This window comes from Rhizobium sp. G187, from assembly GCF_051549525.1.
Lineage (GTDB): Bacteria > Pseudomonadota > Alphaproteobacteria > Rhizobiales > Rhizobiaceae > Allorhizobium.
Map to the genome: position 1 here is coordinate 409,214 of NZ_JBPUGM010000002.1, position 13,828 is coordinate 423,041.

At 62.1% G+C, this 13,828-nt stretch carries 15 protein-coding genes; 8 read left to right on the forward strand and 7 right to left on the reverse strand.

Features of this window, described 5'->3' with window-relative positions; translation table 11 throughout:
* Window positions 1-1,407 carry a threonine synthase gene (thrC, locus tag ACSV9I_RS06795; RefSeq protein ID WP_438328534.1) on the reverse strand — a complete coding sequence of 469 codons (1,407 nt, stop codon included), beginning with the start codon at window positions 1,405-1,407 and terminating at the stop codon, window positions 1-3.
* 305 nt (window positions 1,408-1,712) lie between these two features.
* On the opposite strand from thrC, the gene ACSV9I_RS06800 reads away from it, so the two are divergent.
* Complete coding sequence (locus ACSV9I_RS06800) at window positions 1,713-2,291, forward strand: hypothetical protein (RefSeq protein ID WP_438328024.1); 579 nt, start codon at window positions 1,713-1,715, stop codon at window positions 2,289-2,291.
* Window positions 2,292-2,320: 29 nt separating this feature from the next.
* On the opposite strand, the gene ACSV9I_RS06805 is transcribed toward ACSV9I_RS06800, so the two are convergent.
* A complete protein-coding gene (locus tag ACSV9I_RS06805) occupies window positions 2,321-2,914 on the reverse strand; it encodes a helix-turn-helix domain-containing protein (RefSeq protein WP_438328025.1) in 594 nt (197 codons plus the stop codon).
* A 116-nt stretch (window positions 2,915-3,030) separates the two neighbouring features.
* On the opposite strand from ACSV9I_RS06805, the gene ACSV9I_RS06810 reads away from it, so the two are divergent.
* The 3 genes from ACSV9I_RS06810 (at window position 3,031) to ACSV9I_RS06820 (ending at window position 6,643) form a co-directional block, all read left to right on the forward strand.
* The gene (locus tag ACSV9I_RS06810; protein ID WP_438328026.1) at window positions 3,031-4,395 is read left to right on the forward strand and encodes an LLM class flavin-dependent oxidoreductase; all 1,365 of its coding nucleotides are present in this window, start codon (window positions 3,031-3,033) and stop codon (window positions 4,393-4,395) included.
* Window positions 4,388-5,599, forward strand: coding sequence for an MFS transporter (locus ACSV9I_RS06815; RefSeq protein WP_438328027.1), 1,212 nt, complete (start codon window positions 4,388-4,390; stop codon window positions 5,597-5,599). Before ACSV9I_RS06810 ends, ACSV9I_RS06815 begins: the two co-directional genes overlap by 8 nt.
* Before the next feature lie 126 nt (window positions 5,600-5,725).
* Window positions 5,726-6,643, forward strand: coding sequence for a diacylglycerol/lipid kinase family protein (locus ACSV9I_RS06820; protein ID WP_438328029.1), 918 nt, complete (start codon window positions 5,726-5,728; stop codon window positions 6,641-6,643).
* Window positions 6,644-6,676: 33 nt separating this feature from the next.
* Here the strand turns inward: ACSV9I_RS06820 and ACSV9I_RS06825 are convergent, their stop codons facing one another.
* The 3 genes from ACSV9I_RS06825 to ACSV9I_RS06835 form a co-directional block, all read right to left on the reverse strand.
* On the reverse strand, window positions 6,677-7,366 hold the full coding sequence (locus ACSV9I_RS06825) for an HAD family hydrolase (RefSeq protein WP_438328031.1): 690 nt from the start codon (window positions 7,364-7,366) through the stop codon (window positions 6,677-6,679).
* Window positions 7,367-7,486: 120 nt separating this feature from the next.
* Complete coding sequence (locus tag ACSV9I_RS06830; protein WP_438328032.1) at window positions 7,487-8,059, reverse strand: TetR/AcrR family transcriptional regulator; 573 nt, start codon at window positions 8,057-8,059, stop codon at window positions 7,487-7,489.
* On the reverse strand, window positions 8,056-8,400 hold the full coding sequence (locus ACSV9I_RS06835) for a DMT family transporter (protein ID WP_438328034.1): 345 nt from the start codon (window positions 8,398-8,400) through the stop codon (window positions 8,056-8,058). Before ACSV9I_RS06835 ends, ACSV9I_RS06830 begins: the two co-directional genes overlap by 4 nt.
* A 226-nt stretch (window positions 8,401-8,626) precedes the next feature.
* Between ACSV9I_RS06835 and ACSV9I_RS06840 the strand changes: the two genes are divergently transcribed.
* From ACSV9I_RS06840 to ACSV9I_RS06855, 4 genes are all read left to right on the forward strand, one after another.
* Window positions 8,627-9,370 carry a carbonic anhydrase gene (locus ACSV9I_RS06840; protein ID WP_438328035.1) on the forward strand — a complete coding sequence of 248 codons (744 nt, stop codon included), beginning with the start codon at window positions 8,627-8,629 and terminating at the stop codon, window positions 9,368-9,370.
* 193 nt (window positions 9,371-9,563) lie between these two features.
* Complete coding sequence (locus tag ACSV9I_RS06845; RefSeq protein WP_438328036.1) at window positions 9,564-9,986, forward strand: DUF1284 domain-containing protein; 423 nt, start codon at window positions 9,564-9,566, stop codon at window positions 9,984-9,986.
* A 112-nt stretch (window positions 9,987-10,098) separates the two neighbouring features.
* Window positions 10,099-10,440, forward strand: a complete 342-nt coding sequence (locus tag ACSV9I_RS06850; RefSeq protein ID WP_438328037.1) for an MmcQ/YjbR family DNA-binding protein — start codon at window positions 10,099-10,101, stop codon at window positions 10,438-10,440.
* Window positions 10,441-10,750: 310 nt separating this feature from the next.
* Window positions 10,751-11,881, forward strand: coding sequence for a site-specific DNA-methyltransferase (locus tag ACSV9I_RS06855; RefSeq protein WP_438328038.1), 1,131 nt, complete (start codon window positions 10,751-10,753; stop codon window positions 11,879-11,881).
* A gap of 228 nt (window positions 11,882-12,109) precedes the next feature.
* Here ACSV9I_RS06855 and ACSV9I_RS06860 read toward each other — a convergent pair whose 3' ends face one another.
* On the reverse strand, window positions 12,110-12,721 hold the full coding sequence (locus tag ACSV9I_RS06860) for an HAD family hydrolase (RefSeq protein WP_438328039.1): 612 nt from the start codon (window positions 12,719-12,721) through the stop codon (window positions 12,110-12,112).
* A 3-nt stretch (window positions 12,722-12,724) separates the two neighbouring features.
* The gene (gene mutY / locus ACSV9I_RS06865; RefSeq protein WP_438328040.1) at window positions 12,725-13,813 is read right to left on the reverse strand and encodes an A/G-specific adenine glycosylase; all 1,089 of its coding nucleotides are present in this window, start codon (window positions 13,811-13,813) and stop codon (window positions 12,725-12,727) included.
* Window positions 13,814-13,828 lie beyond the last annotated feature (15 nt).

Consider the following 13,828-nt stretch of genomic DNA (forward strand, 5'->3'; position numbering starts at 1 on the left):
CTACTGGGCGGCACGAGAACGCTTGCCGACGAAATTCTCGACGGTTTTCAAGTCCGCCGACAGAACCTCGAAGCGCTCCTCCCTATCCATCAGGTCAGCAAGCCATGTCGGAAGCGCGGGGTCAATACCGGAGGCCGATTTTACTGCCGCCGGGAATTTTGCCGGATGGGCAGTGGCAAGCACAACCATCGGGCTTTGCGGCTTTTCGAACTTCTTCGCGACATGCACGCCGACGGCCGTATGCGGATCGAGCAGATAACCAGTCTCGTCAAGCACGGCTCGGATGGTCTTTGCCACTTCTTTTTGTGTCGCGCGGCCGGCGCGGAAATCCTTGCGGATGAATTTGAGCGCATCCGGCTGGATTTCGAAGGCGCCGGACTGCTTCAATCCTTCCATCGACGAACGGATGGCGGCGGCGTCGCGGCCATAGGCTTCAAACAGAAGTCGCTCGAAATTCGAGGATATCTGGATATCCATCGACGGCGACGTGGTGGCCGACACGCCCTTCATCTCGTAGCGCCCGGTCTTCATCGTGCGGGCGAGAATGTCGTTGTCGTTCGTCGCAATCACCAGCTTGTCGATCGGCAGGCCCATCTTCTTGGCCACATAGCCGGCAAAGACATCGCCGAAATTGCCGGTCGGAACCGTGAACGATACCTTGCGGTCCGGCGCGCCGAGCGCCACGGCGGCAGTGAAGTAATAGACAACCTGCGCCATGATGCGGGCCCAGTTGATCGAGTTGACGCCCGACAGTTTCACCCGGTCGCGGAAGGCGACATCGTTGAACATCGCCTTCACCAGGTTCTGGCAGTCGTCGAAATTGCCTTCGACGGCGATCGAGTGAACATTGGCTTCCTTCGAGGTGGTCATCTGGCGCTGCTGCACGGGTGAAACCTTGCCATGCGGGAAGAAGATAAAGATGTCGGTGCGCGCGCGGCCAGCAAAGGCGTCGATCGCCGCCCCGCCCGTATCGCCGGAGGTCGCGCCGACAATGGTGGCGCGCTCGCCCCGGGTCTCCAGTACATGGTCCATCAGCCGCGCGAGCAGCTGCATGGCGACATCCTTGAAAGCCAGCGTGGTGCCGTGGAAAAGCTCGAGCACGAAGGAATTGGCCCCCGTCTGCACAAGCGGTGCCACGGCCGGATGCTTGAACGTGGCATAGGCCTCGTCAATCATGCTGCGGAAGAGGGAAGGCTCGATCTCGCCATTGGTAAAGGGCAGGAGAACCTCGAAGGCGACGTCCTGATAGCTTTTGCCACGCAGGCCGCGGATCGCCTTTTTCGACATCTGTGGCCATTCACGCGGCACATAAAGGCCGCCGTCGCGGGCAAGCCCTGCCAGAAGAGCGTCACAAAAGCCGAGGCTCGGGGCCTCTCCGCGGGTCGAGATGTATTCCACGTCGCTTATCCTCGAAGTTGAACAGTCGCAGCCGATGTCCTGAAGAACCTATGGCGTTTCCGATAAAGAGGTTTGCCGTTTTGCGCCAGTCCGGTCCGTTGAATTTCGCAAGCCGGCGCATTGTGTTTTTCGCGGCGCGAAGGGCGGTGCGTACCACTCTCTTGCGCGCAATCGAAAATCCACGCAAATTGCCGGCAACCCAATCGATTTTTCGCCGCACCGCTGCTATAGACCATCGGCGCCGGGCGTGAAAACCCGTGAATTGGACTGTTTTTCCGGCCTTGCGAGGCCGAGCATGCGGAAGGTGGAGTCTGGTGTCCCTAGTCATGTCGCGCGGTGTTCTGGCCGTTTCGCTCCTGATGGCTCTCGCCGGTTGCAATACCGGTAATCCCGTATCCGGCCTCATGGGCCAGCCGGCACCTCAGCCGGCCGCTCCGGCCGCGACCGCTGCCGCCCCAGTTGGCTCCGATGCTTTCGTCCAGGGTTTCTGCCCGCAGGTTGCGCTTCGCGACGGCACGACCGTTCACCGCGTCTATGCGCGTGGCAAGGACAATGATCCGACCCAGGTGGTCTACCAGGCCTCGATTGCCGATACGACGCGCTCCTGCTCGCGCACCGAATCCACGCTGACCGTCAATGTGCTGGCCCAGGGCCGTCTGGTTTCGGGCCCGCAGGGTAAGGCCGGCACGATCAACCTTCCGGTCCGCATCACCGTCATCGATGGCGATCAGCAGGTTTATTCCGAGGTCGAGCCATTCAGCGTCACCATTGCCGACGTCAACCAGCCGACCCAGTTCATCTACAGCCGCGCCGTCACCGTTCCCGGCAATGTCTCTGGCCTGACCCGTGTCCATATCGGCTTTGACGACGGCAAAGCGAAGAAGAAGAAATAAGCCATTTCGAATCGCTGGATGCGGCAGGGTCAGCCCCGCCGCGTCAGCGCCACGAGATAGCGCACCGGCAGCATTGAGCGATTGGCAAAGACGCAATCGACCGGCGCCCCAAGTTGCAGGCAGTCGCCGGCTTTGAGCTGATGCTGCCGCTCACCCTCGATAAAATCGAGCTCTCCATCGATCACCCAGATCTGCTGGTGCTGGAAAGTAAAGGCCGAAGCCGGGTAGGGGACCTCGACATCCGCCGGAAGCACGACCTCCAGCAATTCCAGATGACCGCCATTACCAGGTGAGAGGGTGCGCCGCGTATAGCCGGTGGCGGGATCGGTCCAGACTGGTTGGCTCGCATGGCGCACCAGCCGCTCGGCATCGCGCTCCGCCAGTGCCAGAAGTGCAGACAGCGGCAGGCCGAAGGCGCCGGAAAGCCGCCCGAGCACCGTTGCCGTCGGGCTCGCTTCCACCCGCTCCACCTTGCTGATCATGGCCTTGGAAACACCGGACCGCGTCGCAAGCTCGGAGAGAGACCAGCCGCGCTGTTCGCGCTCCAGCCGGATGCGCGCAGCAATGGCGCGGCCCTGGCCCCCGTCATCCGCATCCATGCCTGCCTCTTCCTTGTCCGTCATCCAATCCCTCTTGCCAAACTGCAAAGACTTCGTCTTCTATAGTGGACGAAAGAATACGATAGGGGATGGCTTCAGGCAAGTCATCGATCCCACCATCTCTAACGGGAGCGCTGTCCGTGCCACGCCAGATCCATTTCAATGCCTTCGACATGAACTGCATCGGCCATATCCAGCAGGGCTTGTGGGCCCATCCGCGCGACCGCTCGATGGAGTACAATCGGCTTGGCTACTGGACCGATTATGCAAAGCGGCTGGAAAAGGGCCTGTTCGACGGCATCTTCTTTGCCGATGTCGTCGGCATCTACGATGTGCTGAGCGGAAGTCCGGCACCCGCCCTGCGCGGCGCGGTGCAGGTGCCGGTCAATGACCCGATGATGCTGGTGCCGGCTATGGCCTCGGTCACCAGCCATCTCGGTTTCGGCGTCACCGCCAACCTGACCTATGAACAGCCCTTCCTCTTTGCCCGCCGCATGGCCACGCTCGATCACCTGACGGGAGGACGGATCGGCTGGAACATTGTCACCGGCTATCTCGACAGTGCGGCCCGCGCCATCGGGCTGGACGGCATGATGGCCCATGACGATCGCTATGATCTGGCCGATGAATATATGGAGGTCGTCTACAAGCTCTGGGAGGGCAGCTGGGAAGATGATGCCGTGGTCGCAGACCGCGCCGCCCATCTCTATGCTGATCCCGCCAAGGTCCACGCCGTCCACCATCATGGACGGCAATACCGTGTCGATGCGGTGCATCTGAGCGAACCCTCGCCGCAGCGAAGCCCTGTGCTCTATCAGGCCGGGTCTTCGCCGCGTGGCCGGCATTTCGCCGCGACCCATGCCGAATGCGTCTTCGTCAACGGCCAGAAGAAGGACGGCGTTCGCGAGATCGTCGGCGATATCCGCGCCCGCGCTGAAGCACTCGGCCGAAGCGGGGATGACATCAAGGTCTTTCTCGGCGCGACCATCGTCACCGGCCGAACCGACAAGGAAGCCCGCGACAAGTTTGAAGACTATCGCCGCTATGTGAGTTCCGAGGCGGCACTCACCCACGCGGCCGCCTCCATGGGCATTGATTTCGACAAGTTCGATCTGGATGAGCCTGTCGAAACGGCCAAGAGCCAGGCGATCACCTCCAACATCAAGGCCATGGACCGCGCCGCCGGGCCGCAGTGGACCAAGCGCAAGCTGCTTGAGCAGATGGTGCTCGGCAGCCGCCAGCCGCCGCTGGTCGCCTCTGCCGATCAGGTGGTCGACTGGCTGGTTGACTGGGTGGAGGATACCGGCGTCGATGGCTTCAACCTGTCGCGTACGGTGGTCCCGGAATGCTTCGATGACATCATCGAACTCGTCATCCCCCGTCTGCAGGAAAAGGGTGTCTATAAGACCGCCTATGCCGAAGGCCCGCTGCGCCAGAAACTCTTCGGTGCACCGCGCCTGCCGCAAAGCCATATCGCCGCCAGCCATCGGGTGCATCGTGGCTGAAGGAAAGGGCGCGCTTCGTCACCTGTCGATCCTGTGCCTCGCCGTCGTCCTCTCGATGACCGCCTGGTTTTCCGCAACGGCCATCGGTCCGGACCTCGTGCGCCTCTGGTCGCTCTCACCGGCCATGTCCGGCTGGCTGACCAATGGCGTGCAGATCGGCTTCGTCACCGGCGCGCTTCTGTCGAGCTTCGTCAATCTACCGGATATCGTCCGTCTCAACCGGCTGATGGCGATGGCCGCACTTGTTGCTGCCATCGCCAATGCCACTCTTCTTCTGTCGCCGTCGCCTGAACTCGCGCTCGCCAGTCGCATCCTGACAGGCATGGCGCTGGCCGGCATCTATCCGCCGGCGATGAAGCTGACCGCCACCTGGTTCGTTCGAGGCCGGGGGCTGGCGCTCGCTGCCGTGATAGCAGCGCTGACGGCAGGATCGGCCCTGCCGCATCTGACGCGGGCCTTTGCCGGGGCAATCGACTGGCAGGTCGTCGTTACCTTATCCAGCCTTGCGCTGGTCGCGGCCGCCGTGCTCTTCGCAACCTTGGTCCGTGAGGGGCCTTACCCCTTTTCCCGCGCTGTCTTTCGCCTCGGCCAGATCCGCGAAGTGATGACGGATCGCAAGCTGCTCCTGGCCAATCTCGGCTATTTCGGTCACATGTGGGAACTCTATGCCATGTGGGGCTGGCTGCTGACCTATCTGAGGTCGGCGCCCGCCCTGTCGCACCTCTCCCAATCGGCAGCCTCCATGCTCACCTTCGCCGCCATTGCGACCGGCGTGCTCGGTTGTTTCGCGGGCGGTGTGCTCTCCGACCGCTATGGCCGCACCGCGACCACCGCCGGCATGATGATTGCCTCTGGCACCTGTGCCGCACTGGTCGGCCTTGTCTTCACGGGTCCCGCCTGGTTGCTTGCTCTCGTCATCCTGGTCTGGGGCGCGGCGATCATCGGCGATTCCGCGCAATTCTCCGCAGCCGTGACCGAACTTTCCGATCAGCATCTGGTCGGCACCGCCCTTTCCTTGCAGATGGCTGTCGGCTTCCTGCTGACAGTTCTGGCGATCTGGCTGATGCCGGTGCTCGCCACCGCCCTTGGCAGCTGGCAATGGGTCTTCCTTTTCCTTGTGCCTGGTCCCGCGATCGGCACCCTTGCCATGCTCCTGTTGCGACGGGATCCCGTCTCCCGGCGACTGGCGGGCGGGCGCCGCTGACTGCTGGAAAACCTCGCGAATACAGGAGGTTGTTTTCCGACCCTTATCTGTACTAGATCTGTCGCAACGCGCCTTGCATGGTTCCATGTGGCGCGACGAGATCGAGTTTTGGGGAATGCGGAATTGATGGTCGCGATTGTCAGAAATCCGGTGGCCGGAGGCAATGGCCAGCCGGTCCGCTGGGCCCGGGCGCTTGACGCCTTCCGACAGCAGTTTCCCGATCTCACCGTGCATGAAAGCCGTTCAGCCGGAGACGCTCGCCGGCTCGCCATGGATCTCGCCGCCTCTGGCGTGGACCTCGTGATCGCTGCTGGCGGTGACGGCACGATCAGCGATGTCGTCGACGGTATCCTGTCATCGAGCCGGCCGGAAACACCCCTCGCATTTCTGCCGCTCGGCACCGGCTCCGATTTCGTCCGAAACTTCGACCTGCCGGCCGATCCGCAGCAACTGGCCGCCCGGATTGCAGCATCCGCCCCGCGTCAGATCGATGCCGGCCGGATCACGGCCCGCGATGCCGAGGGGAAAGAATTCCACCGCCACTTCGCAAACATCGCCAGTGTCGGAATTTCCGGCGAGATCGTTGAAAGGGTGAATGCGCCCGGTGCCAGACGCTGGCTCTCCGGCCCGGTGCGTTTCTTCGTCTTTTCGCTGCTCACCATTCTGCGCTACCGCCCTTACACGTTCGATGTTCTCATCGACGGCATGAAGGTGCATGACGGCCGCCTGGCGCTGACGGCCGTTGCCAATGGCGGCTGGTTCGGCGGCGGCATGCATGTCACGCCGGAGGCAGACGTTGCAGATGGTTTTTTCGATGTGGCGGTGATGCGGGAGGAGAGGGTAAGCGGGCTGATCCGTCTTTTGAAAAGCCTCTATAAGGCTGGCCATGTCGGCCATCCGCAATTGAGCTTTCATCGCGGCCGCCGCGTCGAGTTCCGACCGACTGACACGGCACGTTTCCCCGTCGAGGTTGACGGCGAGATGCCGATCCGGGGCGGTTTCGTTGCAGAAATCCTGCCCGGCGCGCTGACAATCCGAACTTGAGACAAATCTCCGTTTCTGAGGAGGTTCAGCGCCTCAGAAGGCGCCTTCCCATTCGGCCATGGCGGCAACGACACCCGGCAGGTCGGTCATCCGCGCGATCACGGTTTCAGCGCCCGCATCCGTCAGCTTGTCGGCATGCGAAGGATAGGTGTGCGAGGCACCGGTAAAGCCGACAACCCGCATGCCTGCGGCGCGGGCCGCATGCACGCCATGCACGGAATCTTCGATGACGATGCATTTCGAAGGGCTGACGCCGAACTGGCTGGCGCCATGCAGGAAGATATCCGGCTTCGGCTTGACGCGGTCGGCGCCGAGATCCTTGGCGGAATAGATGTGCGGCGCAAAGGCTTCCTTGAGGCCGACCTTGGTCAGCATCATGTCGAGCCGCTGCGAAGACGAATTGGAGCAGATGCAGCGTGGGGTCTTCAGCCGTGCGAGCGCAAAGGCCACGCCCTCGATTGCCTTCACCTCGCGGGCAAGCCGCTGGTCAAGCAATTGCTCCGACTTGTCGATGAGACTGGCAGACAGCGGAATGTCGACTTCCTTCTCGATCGACAGAAGAATGTTCTTCCAGGTCATGCCGGCAAAACGTTCGCCCATTTCCTCCACCGAGATCGGGTAGCCGGCATCGTTGAGCAGCTTCGATTCGACCTTGGCGGCGATGATTTCGGAATCGACGAGCACGCCGTCGCAATCGAAAAGGATAAGGTCGAAACCGCTCATGCTGGACAATCCGTGGTGATGTTCGAGGATGGCGCCTCCCTACACGATCACGCCCTGAAGGACAATGCAGGCGGCTGCATGGCAGCTCTTCGGCCAGCAGACGCGCACACCGCGCCAGTGTCAGCCGCCGGCAAGCGCCAGCAGCCGTGTCTCTAAATCTTGCGGATAGCGTTCAAGCGCCCGGTCCCGCTCCAGCATGTCGGCAAGCCAGACCCCGTCGGCCGCAAGCCGCACGACGGCAAGTGCCGGGTCTGCATCCGTCTGCCGATGCGCCGTCAGCTGTTCATCGAGCCAGTCAGACCAAAGGGCCCGGAGTGCCGGTTCCGAAAGGATCGCCACCGAGAGGGCCGCCCACAGGCTCTGCGCACCGATCAGGCGATCGGTAAAACAGGCTCTCACATAGGCCCGTGTAAACCGTCCCTCGGCTTTCGAGTCGGTCTCCATGCTCTGCGCGATCTCGTCGCCGAGCTTCCCGAGCAGATCGGCGAAGAGGGCCGCAATCAGGGCCTGCTTGCTGTCGAAATGATGCAGCAGACCGCCCTTGGTCACGCCCGCTGCCCGTGCCACCGCCTCAAGTGTCAGGCGGCCGAGCCCGTCTTCCGCCGCAATCCGGGCAGCGCAGTCAATCAGCGCCCGGCGCACCTGTTCCGGCTGCTTGCGACGCCGATAGGCGCTGTCAGCCGGCGCGCTCAATGGGATACCGACCCGGACAGCGTGTTCATCACGACAACACCGGCAATAATCAGCCCGATACCAATCATGGCAGGCACATCCAGCGTCTGCTTGAAGACGAAAAAGCCGATCGCAGCAGTCAACACGATCCCAAGCCCGCTCCACATGGCATAGGCGACGCCCAGCGGCATGCTGCGCAGTGCAAGGCTGAGCAGGTAGAAGGACGCGGCATAGAAGGCGATCATGCCGGCTGTCGGCAGGAATTTGCTGAACTGGTCAGACTTCTGCAGCAACGTCGTGCCGATGACTTCGAGCAGGATGGCGGCGGCAAGCGCGCCATAGGCGGGCAGGAGAGGGTTCATGGCAGCGATCTCGATTGAGTGATCCCTCAAACATACCGAATGGTCGGTTTGTTCACAAGAGCTGACCTGGCGTTTGTGACGTGTCGACGCGCGCAGCCACACTACTTGCTTATCGAAAGAACAAGGTAAGTATAATTGTAAGTAAGCATCACAATTTTGCCGCCATCGCGGAGCGAGTTCCCCTCCGGCGCCGAGGGCGCCTATACTCGTCAACAGGACATCGAATATGTGCCAGGAATGCGAAACCAATGGCCTTAACCGCCGCAATCTCTTCAAGCTTGCAGGCCTCGCCGGCGTAGGCCTCACCGCAGCCGCCCTGACCGGCGGCGCGACAACGGCGGCTGCCCGGACGCCAACAAAACCAGTCAGTTCGCCGGCTGAAGCGCTCGCCAAACTCAAGGAAGGCAATCGCCGCTTCGTCGAAGATGCCGATGCCTGTGCTGCAGGCCTCGCCTCGCTGCGCGGCGAACTCACTGGTGGCCAGCATCCCTGGGCAACCATTCTCACCTGTTCAGACAGCCGTGTCAGCCCGGAATTGGTTTTCGGTGGGGCAACGCTCGGTGAACTCTTCGTCGTCCGCAATGCCGGCAACGTGCTCGACACCGGTGCGCTCGGCACCATCGAATACGGCGCAGAGCACCTCAAGTCGCCGCTCGTCGTCGTCATGGGCCACAGCAAGTGCGGTGCCGTGAGCGCGGCTTGCGAGGAAGTGGAAAAGGGCAGCGAGCCCGGCGGTTCGATCGGCAAGATGATCCAGCCGATCCTTCCCGCCGCCATCGCCGCCCGCAGCGCCGGCGCGTCTGATTTGATCGCCGACACGGTTCGTCGCAACGCGATCAGCGGCGCCGTCCGGATCGCCAATGAAAGTGCGATCATGCGCGAACTGGTCGAAAAAGGCGAAGTCCAGGTGGTTGCGGCCGTTTATGACATTGCCACCGGCAAGGTCGAATTCATCGACAGCCTGAATTGATCTCAGCCCGTCGCGGTTCGTCCTGACGGGTCGCGACGGCATTGCCCGGGCCTCTGTATGGGTGAGGGAGGTGCGAGGTCACCGGTAAACTCGACAAGCGGAGAAACTCTGCTTTAAGGGAGGGAAAGCCATGCACATGGCTCTCCTTGTGCCGCGCCGGCTCTAAGCTCGCTCGGCCGCTCTTGAGGCCTGCATGACCATCCGCCTTCGCCCCCATCATCTCCTCTGCATGCTGACCTATGTCGGCAAGGGTTATTCTCCAACCTTCGTGGAGAATTACGAGCGGATCGCCGCCCGGCTTTCGGCCGGTGAAGAGATCGAACTCATCGAAGGCCCCGATGACATCTGCGCCCCACTCACCGCCGATCCCGAGGCCCATTGCCATGGCGCAAGCGTGACGGCCCGCGATGCGCAAGCGCAAGCATCGGTGGCTCGGCTTCTGGGTGGCCCGCTTGGCCCAGGCGCCCGCATCACGCCGTCGGCCACGCTGTTGGCGCATCTCAGAAAAACCTTCGCAACCGGCGAGATCCGCAGCGCCTGTTCGGGCTGCGAATGGAGCGGATTGTGCGACACGGTGGCGGAGGAAGGCTATCTGGGCGTGCGGGTCGCGCCTTGAGGCATGCGCTATCTTTTCGCAGCACGTGACGGGTGACGGCCGGCAAAGCTGAGGTGGATGACACGACCTGCAACCTCTGGCAGACTTTAGACGATACGCCGGAGGCCACGCCATGATCACCCTCGACACGATCCGCGAGATCATTCTTGCGCTGCCCGGCACCGAGGAGACCTCGTCCTGGGGCAATCCCTCATTCAAGGTCAATGGCAAGGCCATGCTCTTCTGGAACCTCGAATATGGCTGCCCGGTCTTCAAGCTGCCTTTCGAGGAGCGCGATCATTTGATTGAATTGGATCCCGACACCTTCTTCACGACAGACCACCACAGGCCCTATCCCATGGTGCTGGCCCGCCCGGACCGTGTCGATGTGGAATGGGTGCGAGCCAATCTCATGCGGGTGTGGCGCGATCAGGCGAAGAAGACGGTGGTCAAGGCCTGGGATGCTGGGCGGTGATTCTCCTCTTCTCCCCAGCGGGGAGAAGATGGCGCTTAGCGCTAGATGAGGGGGATACCAAAGGAACGCCCCCACCTGCGCGCTTCGAACGCTTCAAAACAAACGGAAATGGCGCGCCGGACTGCTCGCCTTCGATCAGGGCATTTTGCCGTGTCTTGCCCTTGGCGAGTTCGTCCTGTGGCTCGGCCTTCCGGCGGTGACGCATCCCACCGCCGCACAAAATCTCACGCCCCGTTCACCCTTCAGTAACCAAGTTCGGTAACCATAAGCATCGAACCCCGTGCTGCGTCAGCGTAAGAGTGAGTAACCGATGGCTTCTGTATTCCCGATTGCCGAACTCCGCCGTTCTTCGGACCCGTTTTCCTGGGTCGACAGCATCATCAAGGGGGATTGCGTTGCAGCCCTTGAAGCGCTGCCGGACAAGTCCGTTGATGTCATCTTCGCCGACCCGCCGTATAACCTGCAGCTTGGTGGTGCGCTTCACCGCCCTGACCAGAGCCTGGTCGATGCCTGCGACGACGAGTGGGACCAGTTCGCCTCCTTTCAGGCCTATGATGCCTTCACCCGCGCCTGGCTGCTTGCCTGCAGACGCGTGCTGAAGCCGACAGGCACCATCTGGGTCATCGGCTCCTATCACAATATTTTCCGCGTCGGTGCGACCTTGCAGGACCTCAATTTCTGGATCCTCAACGACATCGTCTGGCGCAAGACCAACCCCATGCCCAACTTCAAGGGTCGCAGGTTCCAGAACGCGCATGAAACGATGATCTGGGCTTCGCCCGATCCGAAGGCCAAGGGCTACACCTTCAACTACGATGCCCTGAAGGCCTCGAATGACGACGTGCAGATGCGCTCCGACTGGCTCTTCCCGATCTGCTCGGGCGGCGAGCGACTGAAGGGTGATGACGGCAAGAAGGTCCATCCGACCCAGAAGCCGGAAGCGCTTCTTGCCCGCATCCTGATGGCCTCGACGAAGCCGGGCGACATCGTGCTCGATCCTTTCTTTGGCTCCGGTACCACGGGCGCCGTTGCCAAGCGTCTTGGCCGCCATTTCGTCGGCATCGAACGCGAGCAGGATTACATCGATGCAGCCTCGGCCCGCATCGCCGCCGTCGAACCGCTCGGCAAGGTCGAACTGACCGTTCTGACCGGCAAGAAGGGTGAAGCACGCGTTGCCTTCAACACGCTGGTCGAAAGCGGTCTGGTCAAGCCCGGTCAGGTTCTGACCGATGCCAAACGCCGCCATTCGGCGATCATCCGCGCCGATGGCACGCTGGTCTCCGGCGGCGAGGCCGGCTCGATCCACCGCCTGGGTGCCAAAGTGCAGGGGCTGGATGCCTGCAATGGCTGGACCTTCTGGCATTTCGAAGAGAAAGGCGTGATTCGCCCGATCGACGATCTGCGCAGCGTCATCCGCGCCCGTATGGCCGGCCTCGAATAAGGACCAAGGCGCCATTTGGCGTGATACCGGTCACATCTCGGTCGTGTTCACCCGGTGTCTCTTGCGCCGGGTGTCCCATTTTGAGCGCTGAGTGCGCACGGTCACATACGACTGACCAGTTTCGTGCAAGATGGGGTCACTAAGGCACACAGACATCGGTCGCTTGCGATCGATCTGGCGCGGGCTGGGGTCCGCCAACACCGCCCGCGCCAGCGCCTTAGGCACCGCTCAGACCGTGACGCCGTGCGCCTCGAGATCCGCTTTCAGCTTTTCAGCGCCTGTAAAATGCACCGCATGCCAGCCGGCAGCGCGTGCGCCTTCGACATTCGCCAGACTGTCGTCGATAAAGAGGCTACGGGCCGGCTCCAGCCCGAAATCCTGCGCATGACGCTCGTAGATCGCCACATCCGGCTTGATCAGCCCGATTTCGCCGGACACGGTGACGCCGCGCGGCGCGTTGAGGAACGGATACATCTGCCGCGCTTCCTTGAAAGTATCTGCGGCGAAATTGGTCAGCATGGTCACGTCCCGGCCGGCTTCGATCAGGCCGGTCATGATCGCAACGCTGTCGTCATAGGCATGCGGCACCATTTCGGCCCAATGCTTGCGGAAGGCACGAATATGCGCTTCGCGCTCGGGGAAATCGGCGATCAGCAGCGCTTCGGCCTCATCCCAGCTGCGGCCGCGATCCTGCTCGAGGTTCCAGTCATGGGTGCAGATCCTGGCAAAGAAATCGGCGCGCTCCGCATCGTCGGGAATGATCCGCGAAAACGGCAGATTAGGATCGTAATGGATCAGCACCTTGCCGATGTCGAAGACGATGTGGCGGATCTCAGTCATGTGTTATCCCTTAAGTGTTGGAAAGGCTGTCGGAATAGCCGCCGCAATTGCCTTCTTCATGACAGTCGGCAGCGCTTCCCCATCAAGTTCGGTGACCGGCACCCAGAAACCGTGATCGCCCTCGGGAGCGTCGAGCGGCCCGGCGCGGAAGATCGACAATCGAAGTTCGAAATGGGTGAAGACATGGGAGATGCTGCCCGCAGCCTGCCAGTCGGCAACAAACGGTGCGGCCTCCGTTCCCGTTTCGCCATCGATGCGTGATGTCCAGGCTGTCGTTGGCACCTCGGTCATGCCGCCGAGAAGACCGGTCTCCACCCGCTTGCGTAAAAGAAGCCGCCCGTCGCGATCCACCGCAATGAAGGCCGCCCCCAGCCGCACCGGCTTCGCCTTCTTTGCGGCCTTCACGGGAAAACGTTCCGGTTCATCGGTCGCCAACGCAATACAGACGTCGTTGAACGGACAGAGCGCGCAGGCCGGCCGTCTCGGCGTGCAGATTGTCGCCCCAAGATCCATCATTGCCTGGGCAAAGTCGCCGGGCCGGTCTTGCGGCGTCAGTTCGGCCACGCGCGCCTTCATCTGCGGCTTCGACCCGGGCAGGGGCGCGTCGATCGCGTAGAGACGTGAGATGACCCGCTCGACATTGCCATCCATCACCGCTGCCGGCCGGTTGAAGGCGATTGCCGCGACCGCAGCCGATGTATAGTCGCCGATCCCGGGAAGCGCCCTCAGCCCGTCCTCGGTATCGGGGAAGACCCCGCCATGTTCGAAGGCGACGGCCTCCGCACATTTCTTCAGGTTGCGCGCCCGGGCATAATAGCCAAGTCCCGCCCAGGCGGCCATGACATCCTCGTTCGGCGCATCGGCAAGATCGCGCACCGTCGGCCAGCGCTGCGTAAACTTGGCAAAATAGGCCTTCACCGCTGCAACCGTCGTCTGTTGCAGCATCACCTCCGACATCCAGATATGGTATGGATCGGGCGTGACACCACGCTTGGCCATGGCCGGCGAGATCCGCCACGGCAAATCGCGGTGATGACGGTCGTACCAGGAGAGAAGGGCACTCGCCCTGATTGCCGTCTTGTCGCCTGCCACGTTTGCCGCTACCTG

What these genes read in the sequence shown, in the direction of transcription:
- ACSV9I_RS06820 (WP_438328029.1), top strand. Translation starts at nt 5,726, where the DNA reads ATGGTCGCGATTGTCAGAAATCCGGTGGCCGGAGGCAATGGCCAGCCG.
- ACSV9I_RS06845 (WP_438328036.1), top strand. Translation starts at nt 9,564, where the DNA reads ATGACCATCCGCCTTCGCCCCCATCATCTCCTCTGCATGCTGACCTAT.
- ACSV9I_RS06860 (WP_438328039.1), bottom strand. Translation starts at nt 12,721, where the DNA reads ATGACTGAGATCCGCCACATCGTCTTCGACATCGGCAAGGTGCTGATC.
- ACSV9I_RS06855 (WP_438328038.1), top strand. Translation starts at nt 10,751, where the DNA reads ATGGCTTCTGTATTCCCGATTGCCGAACTCCGCCGTTCTTCGGACCCG.
- ACSV9I_RS06835 (WP_438328034.1), bottom strand. Translation starts at nt 8,400, where the DNA reads ATGAACCCTCTCCTGCCCGCCTATGGCGCGCTTGCCGCCGCCATCCTG.
- ACSV9I_RS06805 (WP_438328025.1), bottom strand. Translation starts at nt 2,914, where the DNA reads ATGACGGACAAGGAAGAGGCAGGCATGGATGCGGATGACGGGGGCCAG.
- ACSV9I_RS06825 (WP_438328031.1), bottom strand. Translation starts at nt 7,366, where the DNA reads ATGAGCGGTTTCGACCTTATCCTTTTCGATTGCGACGGCGTGCTCGTC.
- ACSV9I_RS06850 (WP_438328037.1), top strand. Translation starts at nt 10,099, where the DNA reads ATGATCACCCTCGACACGATCCGCGAGATCATTCTTGCGCTGCCCGGC.
- ACSV9I_RS06840 (WP_438328035.1), top strand. Translation starts at nt 8,627, where the DNA reads ATGTGCCAGGAATGCGAAACCAATGGCCTTAACCGCCGCAATCTCTTC.